Consider the following 20,425-nt stretch of genomic DNA (forward strand, 5'->3'; position numbering starts at 1 on the left):
CGACCGGTTCATCTGATTTATGCGTCTGAGGATAGGCCGACGCGCTTAAGGAATAGATAAGGCAGAGCCCCGGAAGGGCCCCGGCCTAGCCGTTCTGACCCGAAACAGGACAGCCTAACGAGGCTTTCCAAATCATGGTTAACGGGGCGTAAGCACTGAAATCATTCAAGTTTTCTGATGGCCGTTAAGATTTGTGTCGGCGCCATCAGGCCAAAAGCGGTGGATTGCGGGGCCAGCGCCACATTTATGCTTAACGGTGACCGCTAAAGTTTTACCGACGCGTCCCGAAATGGGGAGATCACTCAAATTTTAGTCGAATTCGCATCAAAACCGACCGTCTTTCGCAAATCGATTTTGGCGAATCAAACCTAGGGTGGAATTCACGAGTTTGGGGAGAAACCCGGACCGTTCCGGCAAAGACCGGCAACAGGGATTTGGTGAAGACCATGTGGTTTCTGATCAAGGGAACTTTCTATTGTACCGCGACGCTTGTCGCACTGTCCTTCCTCGCGGCCCCGCCTGCAGAGGAAAAGGATGGCGCCAGCTTCGACATGGGTGCCGCCATCACCGCCGCAAGCGGTGCCTATGAGTATGTCACCTCGCTCTGCGTCGAGAAGCCCGAGGTTTGCGAAAAGGGTGCCCAGACTTTCCAGGCGCTCGGTCAGCGTGCCCGCGAAGGGGCGCTCGTCGCCTACCAGCTGCTCGACCAGCAGTTTACCGATGAGGGCACGGCAGTTGTGGCCGACGGGATCCAGACGCCGAAGAGTGGCGCAGTCGAGATCATCAGGCCTCACGTAGAGAGCCCGCAGCTCGTCAGTGCCGAAACCGAAGCGCCCGTTATCACCGGCACGGTGACACCGACGGAACGGCCGAAGCATCTGCCGAAACCCTACCAGCCGCCGAAGCCCTGAGGGCTTGAGGCGCATGACCGACGCTCACGCGGTCATCTGACGAAATCCGGGGCGGACAGCCGCCCCCTCCCCGCCTTGCAGCCGGTTCTGCCATAGACCGGATGCCTGTCTGCCTGTCCCTGACTGAATTCGGCATTTGCCGGGCCGCGTGGCGCAAGCTGCGCGGCTTTTTTCTTTTCCAGACCCCACGCCTGAAGCATCGACAGCTTTCATTGCCGCAGCCAGTTCAAAAGCCTGTCGGTCTCAACTATATGGGTCCGACGTAACAAGCAGGTGCAGCATGGCTAACTTGAACGAGATGATCGACGACTTCGGCTTCCTGGATGATTGGGAGGACCGGATGCGCTATGTCATCGAGCTCGGCAAGGCACTGCCGGATCTGCCCGACAGCGAGAAGTCCGCCGAGAACAAGGTGCAGGGCTGCGCGAGCCAGGTCTGGCTCTCGGTGTCCTCAAGCGACGGCGCCGATCCCGAAATGACCTTCCGTGGCGACAGCGACGCCTTCATCGTGCGCGGTCTCGTCGCGATCGTGCTTGCCGCCTATTCCGGCAAGAAGGCGTCCGACGTGGTCAGCTTCGATGCGCTCGACCTCTTCAAGCAGCTCGGCCTTCTCGAACACCTGACGGCGCAGCGCGCCAACGGTTTGCGCTCGATGATCCAGCGGATCCGCGAAGAGGCGGCACGCCGGCTGGTGTGACTGTCCCTCAACCGATCTCCGGGCGAAAGCCCTCGTCGCCCCAGTGTCGGGCGCGGAGCCGGACGGGCGGCGGGGCATAATGGCGGGCGAGCGACAACAAGGCGGTGCGCAGCATCAGCTTGGCGGAACGGGCCGGCCATTGGCGCTCGTGTTCGACGGTTTCCAGGCCCTTGCCGAAGCAGCAGACATCGAGCGCCACGCCTGAAAGCTCCGGCCCCATGGCCTGGACGGCACGATTGACGCGGGTGCGGGCGGAGAGCGTCGCATCGGCCAAGTCGGTTGCCGGCGGGGCTGCGCCCTTGTTGCGGGTCGCGAGCCGCGGCTGCCAGCTGGCGGTGATGCGCGGCTGCAGACCGGCAAAGTCGAAATCGGCTGCCAGACGCTCGCCGGCGGCAACAGCCTCCTCTGGCAGAAACGGACGACCGTCCTTCTCCTTGAGGCGCAGCAGGGGAAAGAGCGGCGATTCCTGCAGGTTGCGGCGCACGGACTGGCGGCCCTGCGGCATATCGAGCGTACCGACCTCGACCGTGCGGTGCTGAGCGGCATGGGCCTCCTCGGGCAGGTCGCAGAGATCGCGGCGAAGCCAGGCGGCTGTCTCGGGGCTAGCTGCCAGTCCGTCGGGCGTGCGGAGAAGCAGGCAATCGGCCACCAGGCGAGCGAGGAGCTCGGGCGTAGCCTCGGCCGGCGACGCGGCGACCCGAACGGTGGTACCGTGCGGAGGCTGTTCCAGAGGGCCGGCCAAAGCCCGTCGGAGGATCTGGCGGATCTGCTTTCGTTCGCTGCGGGTCATGACCTGCCTTCTCCTTCAGATGCGCTTGCCGGCGATGAGATGGACGGCGCTTGCCATGCGCTCGACGATCGCGACAAAGGTGTCGTAAGCGCGGTCGTCGCGGCGGTCTTCGACCATGCGGCAGGCATGTCCAACGGTGGTGCGATCGCGGCCGAAGGCTTGGGCGACCTCTCCCATGGGCATCGAATAGGCGACGTGGCAGACATACATCGCCACCTGGCGGACATGGCTCGTGGCCCGGCGGCCAGGCTCCTGATCATGTTCGAGGCCTGTGGCGCGCAGCAATTCCTCGGTCAATTGCCGGACAATCATGCAGAGCAGCCGTCGCTCGGGCGTCAGGGGACGCTCGGAGAAATCATCCGCCTCGGCTGCGGGCTGCCATTCAACCGATGGTGCGGCGGGAAGGATCGCGGGTGGCGGGCTGATGGGGTCGTCGGGGGTCATGGCGCGCTCCAAGAAAGGATTTTATTCCTATCAAAGCTAGCAGAGCTTGAGAGAATGTGAACCCCATGATTTTAGGGGCATCGCTGTGATCCCACAAATCATCGAAAGGTGACTGCCGCCGCGGCGAGCATGGCAGCCGACAATTGGAAGAGGATCTTTTTCCTATCCGCCAATGCAAAAAAAGGCCGGTCGCGGGACCGGCCTGATCTTCCTCGCGTCGCGAGAAACCAAAGAAGGCTTACTTGGCGCGCTTGCGGCGCTGGCCGAGGCCCATTTCCTTTGCGAGACGCGAGCGCGCTTCGGCATAGGCCGGGGCAACCATCGGGTAGTCGGCCGGCAGGCCCCACTTCTCGCGGTACTCTTCCGGGGTCATGTTGTAGTGGGTCATCAGGTGTCGCTTCAGCGACTTGAACTTCTGGCCGTCTTCGAGGCAGATCAGATAATCATCCTCGATCGACTTGCGGATCGGAACAGGCGGCTTCGGCTTTTCGACGACCACGGGGGCTGGAACCGGCGAAGCGGTGTTGTTCAGGGCCATATGCACATCGGCAATCAGGTTGGTCAGGTCGCTGACCTGGACGACGTGGTTGCTGACATAGGCAGAGACGATGTCAGCGGTCAGTTCGACCAGCAACTGCTGGCTTGGGCCCTGCTGGGTTTCAGTCATTCAATTCTCCTGTTCAGATCCCGAAGGGGCCGCCGCCCCTACAGACAATAGTTTACATGTCTTCCCGATCCGGCCGGACAGGGAAGGCGAAAGACACCCCCATGAAGATCACCAATTTGCCGGGTCGGCCCCAAACCGTCCGGCATTTTGCTACGCAGAATTCAGCCAAGATCACGTGTTAGACTTGCCAATAGCTGGCAGTTCACTTCGCCTACATACCACGAACGCAACAGACCAGCGCTCTCAAAAGTGAATTAACACCCCTGCCGCAAATGTCCACCTGATATTTCTACTAGATTTGACGGGTATAAATCTTTTCTATTTGCCGATCAGGCATTTTGCACTGGGCAGGATAGCTAGGATTTCAATAGAGACGCTCACTCAACCAGAAATATCAGCCGTTTCATCATGACATCATATCGTCACGTACCGATGCGGATGACAGCTTATAGCCAACCTTGTGGGCCGCACGGGCAAGAAGATGAGCGGAAATCGGGGCCGTCAGGACGAAAAAGATGATGCCGGCCAGGGCACGGCCGAAGGTCGCGACATCGGCCGCATGCAGGCCAACGGCGAGCAGCAGCAGGCCGGACCCGACCGTGCCGGCCTTGGAGGCCGCATGCATCCGCGTATAGAGGTCCGGCAGGCGATTGAGGCCGATTGCGGCGATGAGGGAGAAGAGCGCGCCGCCGATGGTCAGAACGGCAATGGCGATGGCTGCAAGAAGCGAAATCATTTTCCCTCCTTGCCGAGAGATCCGGCCGGTTTGCTTGCCTTGACGTTCTTGGCCGTCTTTGTCTTTGCCGGCTTCGACGGTCCGCGACCAGCCTCAACCCGCTCCCCTTCGCCGACGCAGCCGCGCGCCAGGATGAAGCGGGCAAAGGCGACGGTCGCCAGGAAGCCGACGAGACCAAGCGCAATCGCGATGTCGATATAGAGCGTATAGCCGGTTCTGAGCGCAATGACGGCGATGAAGCCGATGACGATGCCGACCAGCATGTCGAGGGCGATGACGCGGTCCGGCAGGGTCGGACCGACGACGACGCGGTAGACGGTCATCAACAGGGCAATCACGAGGATGACGATGGCGACGACGGATGCGTATTCGACGATGAGTTCAGGGGTCATCAGGCAAATGCCTCCATGATCTTCTTCTCGAAGCCCTCGGCGATGTCACGGCGGGCGGCCTCGACGTCGGAGCAGTCAATCGCGTGGATGTAAAGGGTTGTGCGGTCATCGGACACGTCGACCGAGAGCGTGCCCGGGGTCAGCGTGATGAGATTGGCGAGAAGCGAGATCTCCCAATCGCTCTTGACCGTCAGCGGAAAGGCGAAGATCCCGGGCTTCAGATCCATTTTCGGCTGTAGCACGAGCGTCGCGACACGCCAGGCGGACTTGGCGAGCTCGACGAGAAAGAGCAGGACCAGAGCCAGCACGCGGCGGAAGCGGCTCGTGTAGTCGCGACCGACGAAACGCTCGCGCAACAGGTAGAGCGTCAAGAGCGAGATGACGAAGCCGAAGATCAGATTGGGGACCGTGAAGCTGCCGGAGACGGTGGCCCAGATCACCGTCATCAGCATGCTAAGTGCATAAAGGCTCATCGGGCACCTCCTTCAGGGAAGACGGAGCGGATATAGGCGGTGGGATCCGAAAGACCGGCGGCTGCCTGCTGCGTGACGACGATCAAGCTGTCCGGGAAGAGGCCGAACCAGACCACGAAACCGGTCAGGATGACAATCGGCGTGAAACGCCAGCGTAGCGCACCCGCCGAGGCCGGGACAGCCGTTGGCTGCTCGCGGCCTGCGGCAGCGACCGGTCGCCAAAAGGAGAACAGAAAGACGCGGCCAAAGGCGATCGTTGTCAGGAAGCCGGAGACGAGCACGGAAGCGGCCAGCCACCAGGCACCAATGTCGATGGAGGCCTTGACCAGGAGCGCCTTTGGCCAGAAGCCGGAGAAGGGCGGAAGACCGCTTGCGGCGAAGAACAGCGCGAGCGAAATCGCGGCGAAGGCAGGTGCGGCCGTCCAGAGGCCGGCCACACGATCGAGACGGAAGCTGCCGCCGATGCGGCCGATCTCACCGGCGACCAGATAGAGTGCCGTCATCAGAAGGATGGAGTGCAGCGCATAGAAGATCGCCGCGCCCACGGCCATGTCGCCGCCGATCGCCACGCCGGCCATCATGTTGCCGATGCCGGCAACGACGACGAAACCGAGGAAGCGGCGGATATCGTTCTGTGCGAGTGCGCCGATCGCGCCGAAGATCATGGTGAGTGCTGCGACGATCGCGATGACGAGGCTCAGCGCCTCACGTTCGACGGGGAAGAGCATGACCACGACGCGGAACAGCGCGTAGACACCGACCTTGGTGAGCAGGCCGGCAAACAGCGCCGACACGACGACGCGCGGCGTGTGATAGGAGGCCGGCAGCCAGAAATTTACCGGGAAGGCCGCAGCCTTCATCGAGAAGGCCAGAATGAAGAGCGCCGTCAGCGTCATCAGCGGCGCGGTCTCGGCATATTGCGGAACCTTCATGGCGATATCAGCCATGTTGAGCGTGCCGAAGATGGCGTAGAGATAACCGACAGCGATCAGGAAGAGCGTCGTCGCCATCAGGTTGAGGACCGCATATTTCAGCGCGCCATCGATCTGCTCCCGCTCCGAACCGAGGATCAAGAGACCGAAGGAGGAGATCAGCAGCACTTCGAACCAGACATAGAGGTTGAAGATGTCGCCGGTCAGGAAAGCACCGCAGACGCCGGCCATCAGCAGCATCAAAAGCGGGTAGAAGCCATAGCGGCGACCGCTGTTGTTGATCTCGACATGGGCGTAGAGCGCGCCGCAGAAGGCGACGATGGCGGCGGACAGCGCCAGCAACGCACCGGAAAGGTCGACGGTGATGGCAATGCCGAAGGGTGGCAGCCAGCGGCCCATCATCATGGTCAGGGGGCCATCGGCCATGACCTTGGCGAGCAGCAGCCCGTTGTTGAGGACGAGTAGCGCCAGTCCCGTCAGTGCCACCGGCGGATGCCAGTGGGTGCGGTGGCGGATCATCATCAGGATCGCGCCGAAGGCAATGCAGAGCGCCATCGGCGTAACCGCGAGCCAGTCGGCAGCCGTCATCGGCTCCATGACATAGGCGGCGGCGTAGTCGGCAGGGGTCGTTGTGGGGGCAGCCATGTGGTCCTCGTGTCTCCCGCTCAGTAGCCGCTCGGCGGCAGCGGCTCGTCCATCGGCTCGGCGACACGCATTTCACCCGTGTCGTCGGTGCCAAGGTCCTGATAGGCGCGATAGCTCAGCACCAGCAGGAAGCAGAAGAAGGAGAAGGAAATGACGATCGCCGTCAGGATGAGAGCCTGCGGCAGCGGATTGGCGGTGCCAGCCGGCAGCACGTCGACGCCGCCCGGAATGATCGGCGGAATCGACGGGGTCAGTCGACCGGCGGTGAAGAGCAGCATGTTGACGGCATTGCCGAGCAACACGATGCCCAGCAGGATGCGGACGATCTTTTTCGACAGCATCAGATAGACGGCGGCGGCAAAGAAAATACCGACGACGAGCGAGAAGATGACTTCCATCAGCCGTCATCCCTTTCTTCGAGTGCAAGCGCGATCGACGCGAAGGTGCCGACGACCACGAGATAGACGCCAATGTCGAAGGAAATCACCGTCGCCAGCGGCACTTCGACACCGAAGAGGCTCGGATAGACCCAGATACCGGTCATGAAGGGGTAACCGAGCGGCGCGGAGATGAAGCCGGACAGGGTCGAGACCAGCAGGCCAAAGCCGGCGATCGACATCGGATGGAACACCATGGCGCGGCGCACGGCCTGGACGCCGAAGGCGATGCCGTACATGGCAAAGGCCGCAGCGCCGATCAGCCCACCAATGAAGCCACCACCGGGCTCGTTATGGCCGCGCAACAGGACGAAGATCGAAAAGACCAGCATCAGCGCGGTGAGAAAGGGTGCGAAGGTTCGGAAGATCAGGGTGTTCATGAGCGCTTGCCACCTTTCGTCTTGCTCGGACGGGCCACCGCGGCGGAGGGGGTCGTCGAGGTCACGGCCGCAACTGCCGGAGCGCCACCCACCCGGATGCGGATCAAGGCCAGGATCGACAGGCCGGTGATCATCACGACAGCGATCTCACCCAGGGTATCAACACCGCGGTAATCGACGATGATGACGTTCACGACATTGGCGCCGTGGGCGATGATCTTGGAGTGCTCGCCAAAGAAGGCGGACAGCGAACCATCAAAGGGACCCGAAGTCGAGGCCACCAGCATCAGGCCGAAGCCGAGACCGCAGGCGATGGCCAGCGAACCATCGAACAGGCGCGCCGCCATCGGGCGATGGTCGGCGAGCGACAGCCTGAGGCGGGTCATGACGAGCGCCAGAATGATGACCGACAGTGTTTCGACCATGAACTGGGTGAAGGAGAGGTCCGGCGCGCCATACAGCAGGAAGATGACGGCGATGGCAAAGCCCTGGATGCCAAGGCAGACGATGGCGGTCAGGCGGTCCTTGGCCGTGAGCACGGCAATGACGCCGATGACCGCGATCACCAGGATCGCCATTTCATGCAGATCGATTTCCGACGGTAGTGGAATCGCCGTCGGAAGTTCGCCGAACATCACCGGTGTCGCCAGAAGCACGACCGCAACGAAGATGAAGGAGAGAGTGACATAGGTTTCGAGCCGGCCGTTCTGGACGAAGCGCGTAACGCTGGTCGAGAAACGCACGAGGCCGGAGATGAAATGGTCGAAGCCGCGATCGGGGCTGATGCCGAGGCCGATGACGAGACGATCGACGGCGGCCCTCAGGCGCTCGAGGCCGAGATAGAGAACGAGGCCGATCACCACCGTCAGCACGGACAGCGCGAGGGCCGCCCCCAGCGAGGGGATCAGGCCGATGGTCACGGTCTGCGCCTCGCCATCGACGGCGCTTGCCATGGGCGACGAGATGAAGCGATGGGCAAGGCCGGAGAAGAGCGCGCCGCCGAGCGACAGGAGGGCGAGCGTCAGCGGGCCGATCCACAGGAGCACGGGGCCCTCATGGGCATGTTTCGGGGTCTTGTCTTCCTTGCCAATGAAGGGCTTGAGCCCGACGGCAAAGGCGATGACGAACATCAGCGCATTGCCGATGACGGCCACGGCCGTGAAGAGGATGGCGCGCGGCTCGGCGCCAGCCAGCGCATAATAGATCTCTTCTTTGGCGAGGAAGCCGAAGAGCGGCGGCAGGCCGGCCATGGAGACGCCGGAGAGAATGGCGGCGGCGAAGGTGATCGGCATCAGCTTGCCGAGGCCACCCAGTTTCGTGATGTCACGCGTGCCGGCCTCGTGATCGATCGCGCCCGCGACCATGAAGAGCGCGCCCTTGAACAGCGAATGGGCGACGAGATAGAGCACCGCCGCCTCGACCGCATGCTCGGTGTCGAAGCCGGTCAGCATGACGAGCAGGCCGAGCGAGGCGACCGTCGTATAGGCGAGCATCAGCTTAAGATCGGTCTGGCGGACGGCGAGCACCGAGCCGACGATCAGGGTGATGCCCCCGAAGAAGGGCAGCAGGATTTCCCATGCAGGCGTTTCGCCCATGACCGGGTTCAAGCGCATCAGGAGATAGACGCCGGCCTTCACCATGGTGGCCGAATGCAGATAGGCGGAGACCGGGGTCGGCGCCTCCATGGCGTTGGGCAGCCAGAAATGGAAGGGGAACTGGGCCGACTTGGTGAAGGCGCCGCCGAGCACGAGCAGCAGGGCTGCAAGATAGAAGGGACTTTCGCGTAGCGCATCGCCGGTCGAGAGCAGCAACGACAGCTGGCTGACGCCGGTGATGTTCCAGATGAAGATCATGCCGGCGAGCAGGATGAGGCCACCGCCGCCGGTGACGACCAGCGCCTGCAAGGCCGCGCGGCGCGAGGCTTCCCGCGTGTGGTCGAAGCCGATCAGCAGGAAGGAGGTGATCGAGGTCAACTCCCAGAAGACGAAGAGCATCAGGAAGCTGTCGGAGACGACGAGGCCCAGCATGGCGCCCATGAAGAGCAGAATGAAGCCGATGAACCGGCCCTGCTGCGGATGGCCCTTCATGTAGCCGCCGGCATAGAGCACGATCAGCGTGCCGATGCCGGTGATCAGCAGCGCGAAGGTGAGCGACAGTCCGTCGATGAACCAGGAGAAGGAGAGGTTCAGGCTCGGCACCCAGGCATAACCGCCAGTCACCCGCTCGCCGTTGGCGATCTCGGTCAGGAAGCCGGCGAAATGGGCAAAGGCGAGCGCCGGCGCCAGCGCCAGGACCCAGGCGCCGTTTGCACCGAGACGGGAGACGATCCACGGCGCCAGAACGGCGGCGGCAAACGGCAACAGCATGGCGACCCAGGTCATGTCGCTCGTCATCTCAGGCATTCCATCTCCCCGTGGGCAACGATCAGCGCTCGATCATCAGTCGATACAAGGTGGCACGTGTTAGGACAAGCCAACCTTTGTCTCAAGCGAAAACGGAACCTTGTCCCTTCACGGACGCGTCAACCCACGATTCTGTGAGTTCCCGGTGAGGGGGTTCAGTTTCTCGTGAAAGAAACGGGAGGTGCGAACGACCAAAGCTCAGTGACAGACAATTGCCGCCTTGCCTCTGGCTCCCTATCTATCATGCAACACCCGCGAGGCTTTGCCCTGCCCCGCGCCTGGCCAAGGAGATCATCATGACCGCTTCCACAACTGCCCCGAAGATCGTCAAGTCGGATGCCGAATGGCGCGACCAGCTGACGCCGGAGCAATACCGGATCCTGCGCGAGCACGGCACCGAGCGCGCCTTTACCGGGCCCTATTGGGACAATTTCGACAAGGGCCTTTATCGCTGTGCGGCCTGCGACGAACCGCTCTTCGTCTCCGACACCAAGTTCGACGCCGGTTGCGGCTGGCCGAGCTATTTCGAGCCGGTGAAGGCGGATGCCGTGACCGAGCATCGCGACACCGCTTTCGGCATGGTGCGCACGGAAATCCGCTGCGCCAATTGCGGCGGGCATCTGGGACACGTCTTTCCCGACGGCCCGAAGCCCACGGGCTTGCGCTACTGCATCAACGGGCACTCGATGGTGTTTACGCCGATCGAGTGATGGGCAAGACCGGCGCCGGAAGACGCGCCTGGCCGAACGGCCGGGCGGCTTCCAGTCCGGCAGAGCCGCTTTCGCGCGGCAGAAAATAGCCCGAGCGAGACCTGCTTGAAGACAAAGATCATCCTCTTTATCGGCGTCGCTGCCGTCGCCCTGGTCATCGGCTTTACGGCCGTCAGGTTCGCCGGAGGCGAAGCTCAGGCGACGGCATCGCTGCCGCACAAGCACTGCCCCGTGATCGGTTGCGCCTTGCCGTGAACGGCGGCCGACATGCGGCCTGAAGCGCATTGCTGCCGTTCTTGGCTGTGGAAAGCCTCATCTTAAAGCTCAAGTTGTAATCTTTGCATTTGACCGGCAAACGCGATGATGGAACCCCATTCAGGTCAACAACCTGGGGGTCTACCATGCATACCAAACTCGCGACCGTTCTCGGCCTCGCCGCCGTGCTCTCATCCTGCGCCAGCAAACCGCAGGACATCGAAGCGGCCTATGTCTCGCCGACACTCTATGAAAGCCTCTCCTGCGACCGGCTGCGGGAAGAAGCGACCGCCGTTTCGGCCCGTGCCATTGCGGCAAGCGGCGCGCAGCAGAAGAAGGCCGACAATGATGCGGTCGCTGTCGGGGTCGGCCTCGTTCTCTTCTGGCCGGCGCTGTTCTTCGCCAAGGGCGACGGTGCCTCGGCCGCGGAAGTCGCGCGGTTGAAGGGCGAGATGAAGGCGATCGAGGCCGCCTCGATCAAGAACAATTGCGGCATCCGCTTCGAGGACCCGACTGCGAAGCCGGCGGCCAAGAAAGCCTGACGCGGGCAACCACCCTCCCCGCTGCGGGGAGGGTCGGCCCTGCGGCGCGGTAGATTGCACCGAAGATCATCCGCTCGCTCTCATCAACCCTTGGGCGTTTTGAGGCCATCAGAACGGCAGGGTAGCCGAGCGCTGTCTCAGGCCCTTGCCGCCAGCGCCTTAAGGCACTGCTCGAAGGCCGTCAGATCGGTGAAGAGCTTTTCGGGTTCGGCCGCATGCACGGCCACCGGGCCGCCGCGGCGCTCAACGCCGCCATGCAGCATCAGGTTCTCGATCATGTCGAAGTCTTCAAGCGAGTGGCCATCCGGCCCGCGCATTCGGCCTTCGGCGTCACGGCTGAGCTTGCCCTCATACCAGGCGAGCGTGCGCTGGTAATGGGTTTCTGCGACATTGGTGTAGCAGGCGACGATCTTGCCGGCGCCACACATGTAGCCAAGTTCGAAGACCGTACCCGGATCAGCGGCAATGCCGCGAAAGGGGGTCAGGTTGGCGATCACGCCATCCGCCCGGTTCATGAAGCTCTCGTCGATCTCCGAAATGTTGAGCCCGAACTGACGTTTGGTCGGGGCCGGCGGGATGGCGAGGTCTCCCGGGCACATCGGCTCGAAGCCATAGGCACGCGTCATCGCGGCCTTTTCATCGAGCACTGCGCGGGCATCCGGCAGGAAGACTTCCGGGCCGGCGAGGTAGAGTTTCAAGGGAGAGGACATCAGGGAATGGCAATCTTCTGGTCGGTGCGGAAATGGGTCGAAGGGAACATGGAGGCCCACGTCCGGCAAGGGCCTTTCGGCGCTGTGCACAGGCTTGGACGATCCGCAGAGGCGCGACGCGGCCGGGGCTGAGACGCGGACCGCCCGCCTGCGGCAGATCAGGCTCGGGCAAGACACTGCGGGTACTGCTGATCAAGCTAAAACTCCGGCGCCAAAGGGCACTCACGACCATGGAAGCGATTACAATAGGCAGCCCGCAATTCGTCCAATATATCGCAATGATCGTCAATGAGATGACCGGCAAGAAGCCGGGCGGCTCTTTCAATCTGGAATCCATCGCGAACCTCACCGCCGCAATTTCCTCTTCGCAGTATCTGTTCACGCGGATGACCGGCGCCAAGCGCCTGAACACGCCGACCGAGGTGCTGGATTATGCGCTGTCCTGTGCCACTGTTCCGGGGCTCTGCCTCGAATTCGGCGTCTTCTCGGGAAGGTCCATCAACCAGACTGCCCTGCAGCGGTCGGATACCGTTTACGGTTTCGACAGCTTCGAAGGGCTGCCGGAGGGCTGGCGTGAGGGTTATGAAAAGGGCGCGTTTGCCCGCACCGACCTGCCGGCAGTGGAGCCGAATGTCGAGCTCGTCATCGGCTGGTTCGACCGCACGCTGCCGACCTTCCTCGACTCGCATCCGGGGCCGCTCTCCTTCCTGCATGTCGACTGCGATCTCTATTCGTCGACGCAGACCGTCTTCACGCAGCTGCGCGAGCGCATCGTGCCCGGCACGATCATCCTGTTCGACGAATACTTCAACTATCCCGGCTGGGAGCTGCATGAATTCAAGGCGTTCCAGGAATTCGCGGTGAGCACCGGTCTGCAATACGAATACATCGCACTGAACCTCAACCACCAGCAGGTGGCTGTGCGGGTCAACGGCTGCTTCAACCGCTGGGTTTAAACGGCGTTTCACCACGTTCATTGTAAGGGCGCCTTCTGGGCGCCCTTCTGCTTTGCTGTGGCCATCCCCTGCCCTCTCGGCTAAACCCTCTGATCATGCCGACTCACTCCCTTACCGATCCGCTCTTTTCCGCCCAGGCTGAGGAAGGCCCGCTTTCCGTTCTGAAGCGCGTCTATGGCTATTCCGCTTTCCGCGGGCGCCAGGCCGAAGTGGTCAGCCAGGTAGTGTCCGGCGGCGATGCCGTGGTGCTGTTTCCGACGGGGGCTGGCAAATCGCTCTGTTTCCAGGTGCCCGCACTCTGCCGGCCGGGCGTCGGCGTTGTCGTGTCGCCGCTGATTGCCCTGATGCGCGATCAGGTGGAGGCCTTGAAAGGCCTCGGCGTCAAGGCGGCGGCTCTCAACTCGACGCTGAGCCGCGAGGAGTATGTCGAGATCCGCCGGGCGCTCGATCGCGGCGAGCTCGACTTTCTCTATGTGACGCCGGAGCGGACCGCGACCCCAGGCTTCATCGAGATGATGCAAGGCGTGGAAATCGCGCTCTTTGCCATCGACGAGGCCCATTGCGTTTCGCAATGGGGGCATGATTTCCGACCTGAATATCGCGAACTCGGCAAGCTTGCCGATCTCTTTCCGGGCGTGCCGCGACTGGCGCTGACCGCCACCGCCGATCCGCATACGCGCGAAGACATCATTGCCCGACTGCGGTTGGAAGAGGCAGAAGTCTTTACCACCTCCTTCGACAGGCCGAACATCGCCTATGAGATCGTCGAGCGTGATCAGCCGCGCCAGCAGCTGCTCCGTTTTCTCTCGCGCCACAAGGGATCGAGCGGCATCGTCTATTGCCTGTCGCGCGCCAAGGTCGAGGAGACTGCCAGCTGGCTCGACGACCAGGGGATCCGGGCACTGCCCTATCACGCCGGCATGGACCGGGCGATCCGAGACGCCAATCAGGATGCCTTCCTGAAAGAAGAAGACCTTTGCCTGGTTGCCACGGTTGCGTTTGGGATGGGGATCGACAAGCCGAATGTGCGTTACGTCGCGCATCTGGATCTGCCGGGTTCGGTCGAGGCCTATTATCAGGAGACGGGCCGCGCGGGGCGTGACGGTCTGCCCTCCGAGGTGTGGATGGCCTATGGCATGGCCGATGTCATCCAGCGCGGGCGGATGATCGACGAGGGCGGGGCCGCCGACGACATCAAGCGGGTGGAGCGCGCCAAGCTCAATGCGCTGCTCGCCATCTGCGAAACGCCCGGCTGCCGGCGCCAGGCAATCCTCAAGCATTTCGGCGAGAGCCACGCCGGCGGCTGCGGCAATTGCGATACCTGCCTGAAACCTGTCGAGACCTGGGACGGCTCCGAGGCGGCGATCAAGGCGCTGGCCGCCATCTACCGGACAGGCGAGCGCTTCGGCACCGGGCATCTGATCGACGTGCTCATGGGCAACGAAAACGACAAGACGATGCGTTTCGGCCATACGGACATGCCGGTCTTCGGCGCGGGCAAGGATCTATCCGCGAAGACCTGGCAATCGGTCTATCGCCAGCTGCTTGCCGCCGGATACATTCGCGTCGATCACACGGCCTTTGGTGCACTGACGCTCGAGGAAAGCGCACGCGCGGTCTTCAAGCGCGAGGTCGATGTGCGCTTCCGCAAGGACCGGCCGACGACGGGCAAGGCAGCGCGCGGCCAGTCCTCGCGCACGGCGCAGGCCAAGGCGGGGCTCGACCAGGCGGATCAGGAACTGTTCGAGGCCCTGCGCGCCAAGCGCATGGAGCTTGCAAAAGAACAAGGCGTGCCGCCTTACGTCATCTTCCCCGACACGACGCTGGTTGCACTCGCGACCGAACGGCCGATGGACGAGGATGAGATGCTCTCGATTTCCGGCATCGGGCAATCGAAGCTGGAGCGTTACGGCGATGCGTTTCTTGAGGTGATCACGGCCTATTCGCGGTGAGTGCGTCAGTCTCCCCTTGAGGGGAATTGACCGCGACGATGGAGTACCACCTCCTCTCCCCTCGGGGAGAGGGAAGCCGAGCGTAGCGGAGGCAGGGTGAGGGGGCGGACCGGCAAAGCGTTTTCCACATGGCGTTGCGCAATGCGCCCCCCTCATCCGGCGCTTTCGCGCCACCTTCTCCCCGCTGGGGAGAAGAGGGAGAGCACCGCTCGCGACACCGCGTGCCCTCAAGGGGAAAGTTGGGTGATCACCAGCCGATATCGGTGTGGACGAAATCGTCACCCTTGTAGGCGACCCTCGTCTGGCTTGCTGTCGCGCAGGCATGAGCGAAACAATCGCCCATGTTGAGGCGGGCTGCATGGTTGACGATCTTGCCGAACCGCTGGGCGGCATCCAGAGCTTTATTGGCAACGTCGTCCGCAATGTTAACATCACGGGCCTCCAGATCGGTAATGAACTGGTCGACGAGACGCCTGGCCGTGGCGACCATGTCGGCGGTCGCGGGATTGCCCGGACCCGCCAGTCGGCGCGCGACAGAAATGCTCGTTTCGAGTTTCATGACTGCGGAAACGTAAAACGGCCCGCCTTCTTTCTCCAATCGATCCATGAGCGCATCGGCATCATCCTCCCGGGCGATGATCGCGACGGCAACGGAGGCGTCGATGAAAATCATCAGTCGTCCTCGCCCCACATCTCGTCGGATTCCCGCTTGTGATCACCAGGATGGAAGGGGCCGGCTGCGTCGGCCATGGCAAGCGTGGTGGCAAGGCGATTGCGAACCGATAGCTTCGCCTTGCGGCTTGCAATGGCGTCCTTCAGCGCATCCCTCACCGCCTCCACCTTGGTCGTCCGGGTGAGGCCGATCAGTTCGTTGGTGAGTTGGTCCACCTCGGGATCCCTGATGTAAAGTGGCATGCCAGCATATCCTCTTGAGGATTTGAATATATCCTCGCTAGCAGGTCTTTGCCAGTCCAAGGTTTTGTGCGCGTCGCCAGTCGCTCGGGCTTTCGCCTGTCACGCGCAGGAATTCCCGGTTGAAGTTGGATTTGGTCATGAAGCCCGCCTCGAAGAGGATGCGGGTGACGGGCATGTCGGTGTCGCTAAGCAGGCGGCAGGCCTCTGTGATGCGGTGGTTGTTGACGTAATGCGAAACGCTGATGCCGTGGACGCGGTTGACGGCTTCGGAGACGGCACGGGCGGGCAGGCCGAGGCGGCGAGCAAGACGGGCAAGGTTGAGATCCGGATCCGCCCAGAGGCGTTTCTCCCGCATCAGGTCATCAAGCGCGGTTGCGATCTGGCGGTGATCTTCGGTGGCGGTCCTCGTCGGTGTGGAAGAAGCAGGGACAGAGGCGGAGGTGTTCGCCGCATCCATGGGCACGGCTGACGGCCGGTCGCGATCGGACATCGGGCGAGGCTCAAGAGCGCTCGCCCGATCGACCGTCGCATCAGCCCCCTCGCCTGCCTCTTCCTGGCCGGCGGTGACGGCGCTGATGCCGAGGAGCAGCAGGATCAGCGTGGTGGCGGCCGAGACGACCATGGGCGAATAGCGACCGCCGGACCACAGCATGTCGAGGCTGATCACGACATCCGTCAGCGCCGAGGCAATGAGGGCGATGCCGGTCAGCATCAGGGCGCGGAAGGAACGCAGCGAGCCATCGAGGCGGGCGGCGATCAGCCCATCGGGACCAAGGCGGGCGAGCCAGAGCAGCCCCAGACCATAACCGAGGAAGTTGGCGATGATGACGAGATCGACCGGCGCCCGGCCAATCAGAAGCAGCATCAGCGTCGCGGCTGTCGGGAGAAGATGGGGCCAGTCGCGGACCGAGAGCCCAGGTTCTTCACGGGTGAGATCGCGGAAGGCGAGGAAGGAGAGCGCCGGCACGAGGCTCGCCATCACCGGCAAGGCCGGCAGCACGGCCATCACCCCATAGCCCCAGCGCAACCCGACCAGCAGGCTCTGCACGACGTAAAGCGCCAGCAGCGCGAGGAAGAGGCTGTTGCGGCGCCAGCTTTCGCGGCCTTCACCGAGAAGGCGGACGAGGAAGACGGCAAGGAACAGGGCGACGAGGAAGGAGAGCGGGACGAGCAGCATGCGGATGTTTCGATCATGGAGGCCAAGTGAGCGTGGTGCGACCATGACCGAAAGCGCGATCCCGGTCGACCCGGATCGCGATCGAGGTCGCGGATGCCAGGTTTATCGACGGAAGTTAGGGCATCGAAACCGGCCGGCCGAAACGGACGCGCCAAACCAGGAGTGCCCTTCATGCGCAAACGAGCCATCCTTCTTTCCATCCTCGGCGGGATCATCGGCCTCGCCGTCATCGACGGCAGCGTGCAGATGATCCGGGCCAGCGACGCGTTGTCAGGGCCGATCGATCTCACCGGCGTGACCCAGCTTTCGGTGACCGGGGCTGCGAGCGACATCGCCATTTCCACCGGGGGCGACGGCGCGCGGGAGGCCCTCCTCTCAGGCACGCGGCATGGCTGGGGCGCGATCTGGCGGTCCGGCTGGTTTGCCGGCGACTGCATGGGTGAGGCTCAGATGCGGCGGGACGGCGATACGCTTCATGTCGACATGGGCGATCGGGGCGGCTTCTTCGGCTGGAACGATTGGGACGACTGCACGCTGTCTTTGACGGCGACGCTACCGCCGGAGACCCGGATCTCGATCCGCCAAGATGCCGCGCGCATGCGACTTGCCGGCGACTTCGATGCCATCACCGTCGATAGCGATGCCGGCGACTTCGCCCTGACCGGCCATGCCGCGTCCGTCGCCGTATCGGGTGCGGCCTTACGTGCACGGCTCGCTTTCGAGCGGGTGATGAACACCGAGGAGATCCGCATTTCAGGCCAGATGCTGGATGCCACGGTGAAGTTCCTTGTGCCGACACCGATCTCCTATGGCGTCGAGGCCGTCGCCTCCTTCGTCGACAGCGCCTTGCCGAACACGCCTGGCGCCAAGCCCGAGATCCGCATTCGCGGCGAGATGGCGCGGGTGCGGATCGAGTGAGGCGGCGCGGGACGCCGACGTTGACCGCAGCGCAGCAGGCTGAGGGGGTGGGCGGACCCGTGATGACTTGCTTGCGCTCCGCGCCCCCTCATCCGGCGCTCGCGCGCCACCTTCTCCCCGCTGGGGAGAAGAGGGAGGTCGCGGCCTTCGAAGCGCCTCCCCCCTCCCCTTGAGGGGGAGGGTCGGAGCGGAGCTCCGGGGTGGGGTGGATGGGCAAAGCACCGGCTCTGCCCAGTGCATTGTAGCCGCCGGACGTTTCACCCCCACCCGCCGCTTTCGCGGCGACCTCCCCCCCTCAAGGGGGAGGTGGAGAGCGCTAGCCCTGCCTGCCGTCACAGCCGCGACAGGATGTCATGGAACAACGCCATTCGGGTGCCGTTGTCATGGCTCATGGCCGTCGTCTTCGATGAGCGCTGAGGCGCGATCGATGATCGAACGGACAGCGTGCTCATGGCCCGGCCGAGACGGACGGGCTTTGCAAGACAGGAGAATTTCCATGCCGCAATCGACCACGACCAACCGCCGCTTCGTTCTGGCAGAGCGCCCCAAGGGCGAACCCAATGATCAGACGCTGCGGCTTGAGACCGTCGACATTCCCGAACCGGCAGACGGCCAGATGCTGCTGCGCACCGTCTTTCTTTCGCTCGACCCTTACATGCGCGGGCGGATGAGTGATGCTCCCTCCTATGCGGCGCCGGTCGAGATCGGCCAGACCATGGTCGGTGGTACCGTGTCGCGCGTGGTGACCTCGAAGCTCGATGGCTTCCAGGAGGGTGACTGGGTCGTCGGCTTCACCGGCTGGCAGGACTATGCGCTTTCCGACGGCCGGGGCGTGACGCCGCTTGGCGCCCATCCCAGCCATCCCTCGTGGGCGCTCGGGGTGACCGGCATGCCCGGCTTTACCGCCTGGTCGGGCCTCAAGGAAATCGGCAAACCCAAGGCCGGCGAAACGCTGGTGGTAGCAGGTGCGACCGGTCCCGTCGGCTCGACCGTCGGCCAGATCGGCAAGATCCTCGGGTTGAAGGTCGTCGGCATCGCCGGTGGACGGGACAAATGCGCCCATGCCACCGACACGCTGGGCTTCGATGCCTGTGTCGACTACAAGGCGGACGGCTTTGCAGAAGCATTGAAGCAGGCAGTGCCTGATGGCATCGACATCTATTTCGAGAATGTCGGCGGCCAGGTGTTCGATGCGGTCGCACCGCTTCTCAACACGGCTGCGCGCATCCCGCTTTGCGGACTGATCGCCCAGTATAATGCGACCTCGCTTCCCGAGGGGCCGGACCGGTTGGGCTGGCTGATGGGGCTCTTCCTGAAGAAGCGCGTCACCGTTCACGGCTTCATCGTCTTCGACGACTTCGGCCATCTTTATCCGGAATTTTCCAAGGAGATGGCCGGCTGGGTCGAGGCCGGCAAAATCAAATACCGCGAAGAGATGATCGACGGGCTGGAACAGGCGCCGAGCGCCTTTATCGGTCTGCTTCGTGGCGAGGCCTTCGGCAAGCGGGTGATCCGCGTCGGGCCGGATGATTGACCCCGCGGGTGGTTCGATCCTTCGAGGCCCTCGCTTCTGCGAGGGCGCCTCAGGGTGAGGGCCGCATCAATCTCCTGACATACGACTTCCCAGACAGATCAACACAAAGGACAAGCCACAATGAAAATCCTCATGGTTCTCACCTCGCATGACCAGCTCGGCGACACCGGCAAGAAGACCGGCTTCTGGCTCGAAGAATTCGCCGCCCCCTACTACGTGATGAAGGATGCAGGTGCGGACATCACGATCGCCTCGCCGAAGGGCGGCCAGCCGCCGCTCGATCCGAAGAGCGACGAGCCGGATGCACAGACCGAAGCGACCGATCGGTTCAAGGCGGACCAGACGGCGCAGCAGCTGCTGGCCTCGACCACGCCGCTGTCGCATATCGATCCCGCCGATTTCGACGCGGTCTTTTATCCGGGTGGCCACGGCCCGCTCTGGGATCTGGCCGAAGACCGGGACAGCATCGCGCTGATCGAGGCTTTCGCCGCCAAGGATCTGCCGATCGGTGCTGTCTGCCACGCGCCGGGCGTGCTGCGTCACGTCAAGGGCAAGGACGGCCAGCCGCTCGTTTCAGGCCGCAAGGTGACGGGCTTCACCAATTCGGAAGAAGAAGCCGTTGGCCTGACGGAGGTCGTGCCCTTCCTCGTCGAGGACATGCTGCAGGAGCGCGGCGGGCATTATGAAAAGGGCGCCGACTGGAGCGTGTATGTCATGACCGACGGCAAGCTGGTGACCGGCCAGAACCCGGCCTCATCGGAAGAGGCGGCAAAGGCGCTGCTGAAGCTGCTTTAAGGCAACTCGTCCACCCTCCTCTTGGGGGGAGGGTCGGAGCGGAGCTCCGGGGTGG

The 20,425-nt window shown here is 63.1% G+C and carries 24 protein-coding genes; 10 read left to right on the plus strand and 14 right to left on the minus strand.

Features of this window, described 5'->3' with window-relative positions; translation table 11 throughout:
* Positions 1 to 446: 446 nt before the first annotated feature.
* Both BSY240_RS07090 and BSY240_RS07095 read left to right on the plus strand, forming a co-directional pair.
* A complete protein-coding gene (locus BSY240_RS07090) occupies positions 447 to 911 on the plus strand; it encodes a DUF5330 domain-containing protein (RefSeq protein WP_069041837.1) in 465 nt (154 codons plus the stop codon).
* A gap of 280 nt (positions 912 to 1,191) precedes the next feature.
* Positions 1,192 to 1,608, plus strand: a complete 417-nt coding sequence (locus tag BSY240_RS07095; RefSeq protein WP_054149841.1) for a SufE family protein — start codon at positions 1,192 to 1,194, stop codon at positions 1,606 to 1,608.
* A gap of 7 nt (positions 1,609 to 1,615) precedes the next feature.
* Here BSY240_RS07095 and BSY240_RS07100 read toward each other — a convergent pair whose 3' ends face one another.
* The 10 genes from BSY240_RS07100 to BSY240_RS07145 all read right to left on the minus strand — a co-directional run bounded on the left by BSY240_RS07100 (position 1,616) and on the right by BSY240_RS07145 (position 9,897).
* A complete protein-coding gene (locus tag BSY240_RS07100; protein WP_069041838.1) occupies positions 1,616 to 2,398 on the minus strand; it encodes a DUF6456 domain-containing protein in 783 nt (260 codons plus the stop codon).
* Between the two features lie 15 nt (positions 2,399 to 2,413).
* A complete protein-coding gene (locus tag BSY240_RS07105; RefSeq protein ID WP_054149843.1) occupies positions 2,414 to 2,842 on the minus strand; it encodes a helix-turn-helix domain-containing protein in 429 nt (142 codons plus the stop codon).
* Between the two features lie 238 nt (positions 2,843 to 3,080).
* Positions 3,081 to 3,509: a MucR family transcriptional regulator gene (locus tag BSY240_RS07110; RefSeq protein ID WP_054149844.1), complete on the minus strand. Its 429-nt coding sequence runs from the start codon at positions 3,507 to 3,509 to the stop codon at positions 3,081 to 3,083.
* A 406-nt stretch (positions 3,510 to 3,915) separates the two neighbouring features.
* A complete protein-coding gene (gene mnhG, locus BSY240_RS07115; protein WP_069041839.1) occupies positions 3,916 to 4,245 on the minus strand; it encodes a monovalent cation/H(+) antiporter subunit G in 330 nt (109 codons plus the stop codon).
* A complete protein-coding gene (locus BSY240_RS07120; RefSeq protein WP_069041840.1) occupies positions 4,242 to 4,637 on the minus strand; it encodes a cation:proton antiporter in 396 nt (131 codons plus the stop codon). Before BSY240_RS07120 ends, mnhG begins: the two co-directional genes overlap by 4 nt.
* Positions 4,637 to 5,110, minus strand: coding sequence for a Na+/H+ antiporter subunit E (locus BSY240_RS07125; protein ID WP_069041841.1), 474 nt, complete (start codon positions 5,108 to 5,110; stop codon positions 4,637 to 4,639). The genes BSY240_RS07120 and BSY240_RS07125 overlap by 1 nt, the downstream gene beginning before the upstream one ends.
* Positions 5,107 to 6,687, minus strand: coding sequence for a Na+/H+ antiporter subunit D (locus BSY240_RS07130; RefSeq protein WP_069041842.1), 1,581 nt, complete (start codon positions 6,685 to 6,687; stop codon positions 5,107 to 5,109). Before BSY240_RS07130 ends, BSY240_RS07125 begins: the two co-directional genes overlap by 4 nt.
* A 20-nt stretch (positions 6,688 to 6,707) precedes the next feature.
* The gene (locus BSY240_RS07135) at positions 6,708 to 7,085 is read right to left on the minus strand and encodes a Na+/H+ antiporter subunit C (protein WP_054149849.1); all 378 of its coding nucleotides are present in this window, start codon (positions 7,083 to 7,085) and stop codon (positions 6,708 to 6,710) included.
* Entirely contained in the window at positions 7,085 to 7,504 is a 420-nt protein-coding gene (locus tag BSY240_RS07140) for a Na+/H+ antiporter subunit B (protein WP_054149850.1), read from the minus strand. The genes BSY240_RS07135 and BSY240_RS07140 overlap by 1 nt, the downstream gene beginning before the upstream one ends.
* Positions 7,501 to 9,897 (minus strand): putative monovalent cation/H+ antiporter subunit A, encoded by a 2,397-nt coding sequence (locus BSY240_RS07145; RefSeq protein ID WP_069041843.1) that lies wholly within the window; start codon positions 9,895 to 9,897, stop codon positions 7,501 to 7,503. The genes BSY240_RS07140 and BSY240_RS07145 overlap by 4 nt, the downstream gene beginning before the upstream one ends.
* Before the next feature lie 305 nt (positions 9,898 to 10,202).
* Between BSY240_RS07145 and msrB the strand changes: the two genes are divergently transcribed.
* The 3 genes from msrB (at position 10,203) to BSY240_RS07155 (ending at position 11,413) form a co-directional block, all read left to right on the plus strand.
* A complete protein-coding gene (msrB, locus tag BSY240_RS07150; RefSeq protein ID WP_054149851.1) occupies positions 10,203 to 10,616 on the plus strand; it encodes a peptide-methionine (R)-S-oxide reductase MsrB in 414 nt (137 codons plus the stop codon).
* A 105-nt stretch (positions 10,617 to 10,721) separates the two neighbouring features.
* Positions 10,722 to 10,871 carry a hypothetical protein gene (locus BSY240_RS24105; RefSeq protein ID WP_171901554.1) on the plus strand — a complete coding sequence of 50 codons (150 nt, stop codon included), beginning with the start codon at positions 10,722 to 10,724 and terminating at the stop codon, positions 10,869 to 10,871.
* A gap of 146 nt (positions 10,872 to 11,017) precedes the next feature.
* Positions 11,018 to 11,413, plus strand: coding sequence for a hypothetical protein (locus tag BSY240_RS07155; protein ID WP_054149853.1), 396 nt, complete (start codon positions 11,018 to 11,020; stop codon positions 11,411 to 11,413).
* 137 nt (positions 11,414 to 11,550) lie between these two features.
* Here the strand turns inward: BSY240_RS07155 and BSY240_RS07160 are convergent, their stop codons facing one another.
* Positions 11,551 to 12,123, minus strand: coding sequence for a nucleoside 2-deoxyribosyltransferase (locus BSY240_RS07160; RefSeq protein WP_069041844.1), 573 nt, complete (start codon positions 12,121 to 12,123; stop codon positions 11,551 to 11,553).
* Positions 12,124 to 12,353: 230 nt separating this feature from the next.
* Between BSY240_RS07160 and BSY240_RS07165 the strand changes: the two genes are divergently transcribed.
* Together BSY240_RS07165 and recQ are read left to right on the plus strand one after the other, a co-directional pair.
* Positions 12,354 to 13,079 carry a TylF/MycF/NovP-related O-methyltransferase gene (locus BSY240_RS07165; protein WP_069041845.1) on the plus strand — a complete coding sequence of 242 codons (726 nt, stop codon included), beginning with the start codon at positions 12,354 to 12,356 and terminating at the stop codon, positions 13,077 to 13,079.
* Between the two features lie 95 nt (positions 13,080 to 13,174).
* On the plus strand, positions 13,175 to 15,031 hold the full coding sequence (gene recQ / locus BSY240_RS07170) for a DNA helicase RecQ (RefSeq protein WP_069041846.1): 1,857 nt from the start codon (positions 13,175 to 13,177) through the stop codon (positions 15,029 to 15,031).
* Positions 15,032 to 15,278: 247 nt separating this feature from the next.
* Here recQ and BSY240_RS07175 read toward each other — a convergent pair whose 3' ends face one another.
* From BSY240_RS07175 to BSY240_RS07185, 3 genes are read right to left on the minus strand one after another with little or no spacing between them, the layout of a single operon-like run.
* On the minus strand, positions 15,279 to 15,704 hold the full coding sequence (locus tag BSY240_RS07175) for a type II toxin-antitoxin system VapC family toxin (protein WP_054151087.1): 426 nt from the start codon (positions 15,702 to 15,704) through the stop codon (positions 15,279 to 15,281).
* On the minus strand, positions 15,704 to 15,946 hold the full coding sequence (locus BSY240_RS07180; protein ID WP_054151088.1) for a type II toxin-antitoxin system VapB family antitoxin: 243 nt from the start codon (positions 15,944 to 15,946) through the stop codon (positions 15,704 to 15,706). The genes BSY240_RS07175 and BSY240_RS07180 overlap by 1 nt, the downstream gene beginning before the upstream one ends.
* A gap of 37 nt (positions 15,947 to 15,983) precedes the next feature.
* The gene (locus BSY240_RS07185) at positions 15,984 to 17,123 is read right to left on the minus strand and encodes a helix-turn-helix domain-containing protein (protein WP_236759327.1); all 1,140 of its coding nucleotides are present in this window, start codon (positions 17,121 to 17,123) and stop codon (positions 15,984 to 15,986) included.
* A gap of 171 nt (positions 17,124 to 17,294) precedes the next feature.
* Here BSY240_RS07185 and BSY240_RS07190 point away from each other — a divergent pair, with 171 nt between their 5' ends.
* The 3 genes from BSY240_RS07190 to BSY240_RS07200 all read left to right on the plus strand — a co-directional run bounded on the left by BSY240_RS07190 (position 17,295) and on the right by BSY240_RS07200 (position 20,370).
* The gene (locus BSY240_RS07190; RefSeq protein ID WP_069041848.1) at positions 17,295 to 18,041 is read left to right on the plus strand and encodes a hypothetical protein; all 747 of its coding nucleotides are present in this window, start codon (positions 17,295 to 17,297) and stop codon (positions 18,039 to 18,041) included.
* A gap of 496 nt (positions 18,042 to 18,537) precedes the next feature.
* On the plus strand, positions 18,538 to 19,575 hold the full coding sequence (locus BSY240_RS07195) for an NADP-dependent oxidoreductase (RefSeq protein WP_069041849.1): 1,038 nt from the start codon (positions 18,538 to 18,540) through the stop codon (positions 19,573 to 19,575).
* A 120-nt stretch (positions 19,576 to 19,695) separates the two neighbouring features.
* The gene (locus tag BSY240_RS07200) at positions 19,696 to 20,370 is read left to right on the plus strand and encodes a type 1 glutamine amidotransferase domain-containing protein (RefSeq protein ID WP_069041850.1); all 675 of its coding nucleotides are present in this window, start codon (positions 19,696 to 19,698) and stop codon (positions 20,368 to 20,370) included.
* The last annotated feature ends 55 nt before the right edge of the window (positions 20,371 to 20,425 follow it).

The organism is Agrobacterium sp. RAC06 (genome assembly GCF_001713475.1).
Taxonomy (GTDB): Bacteria; Pseudomonadota; Alphaproteobacteria; order Rhizobiales; family Rhizobiaceae; genus Allorhizobium.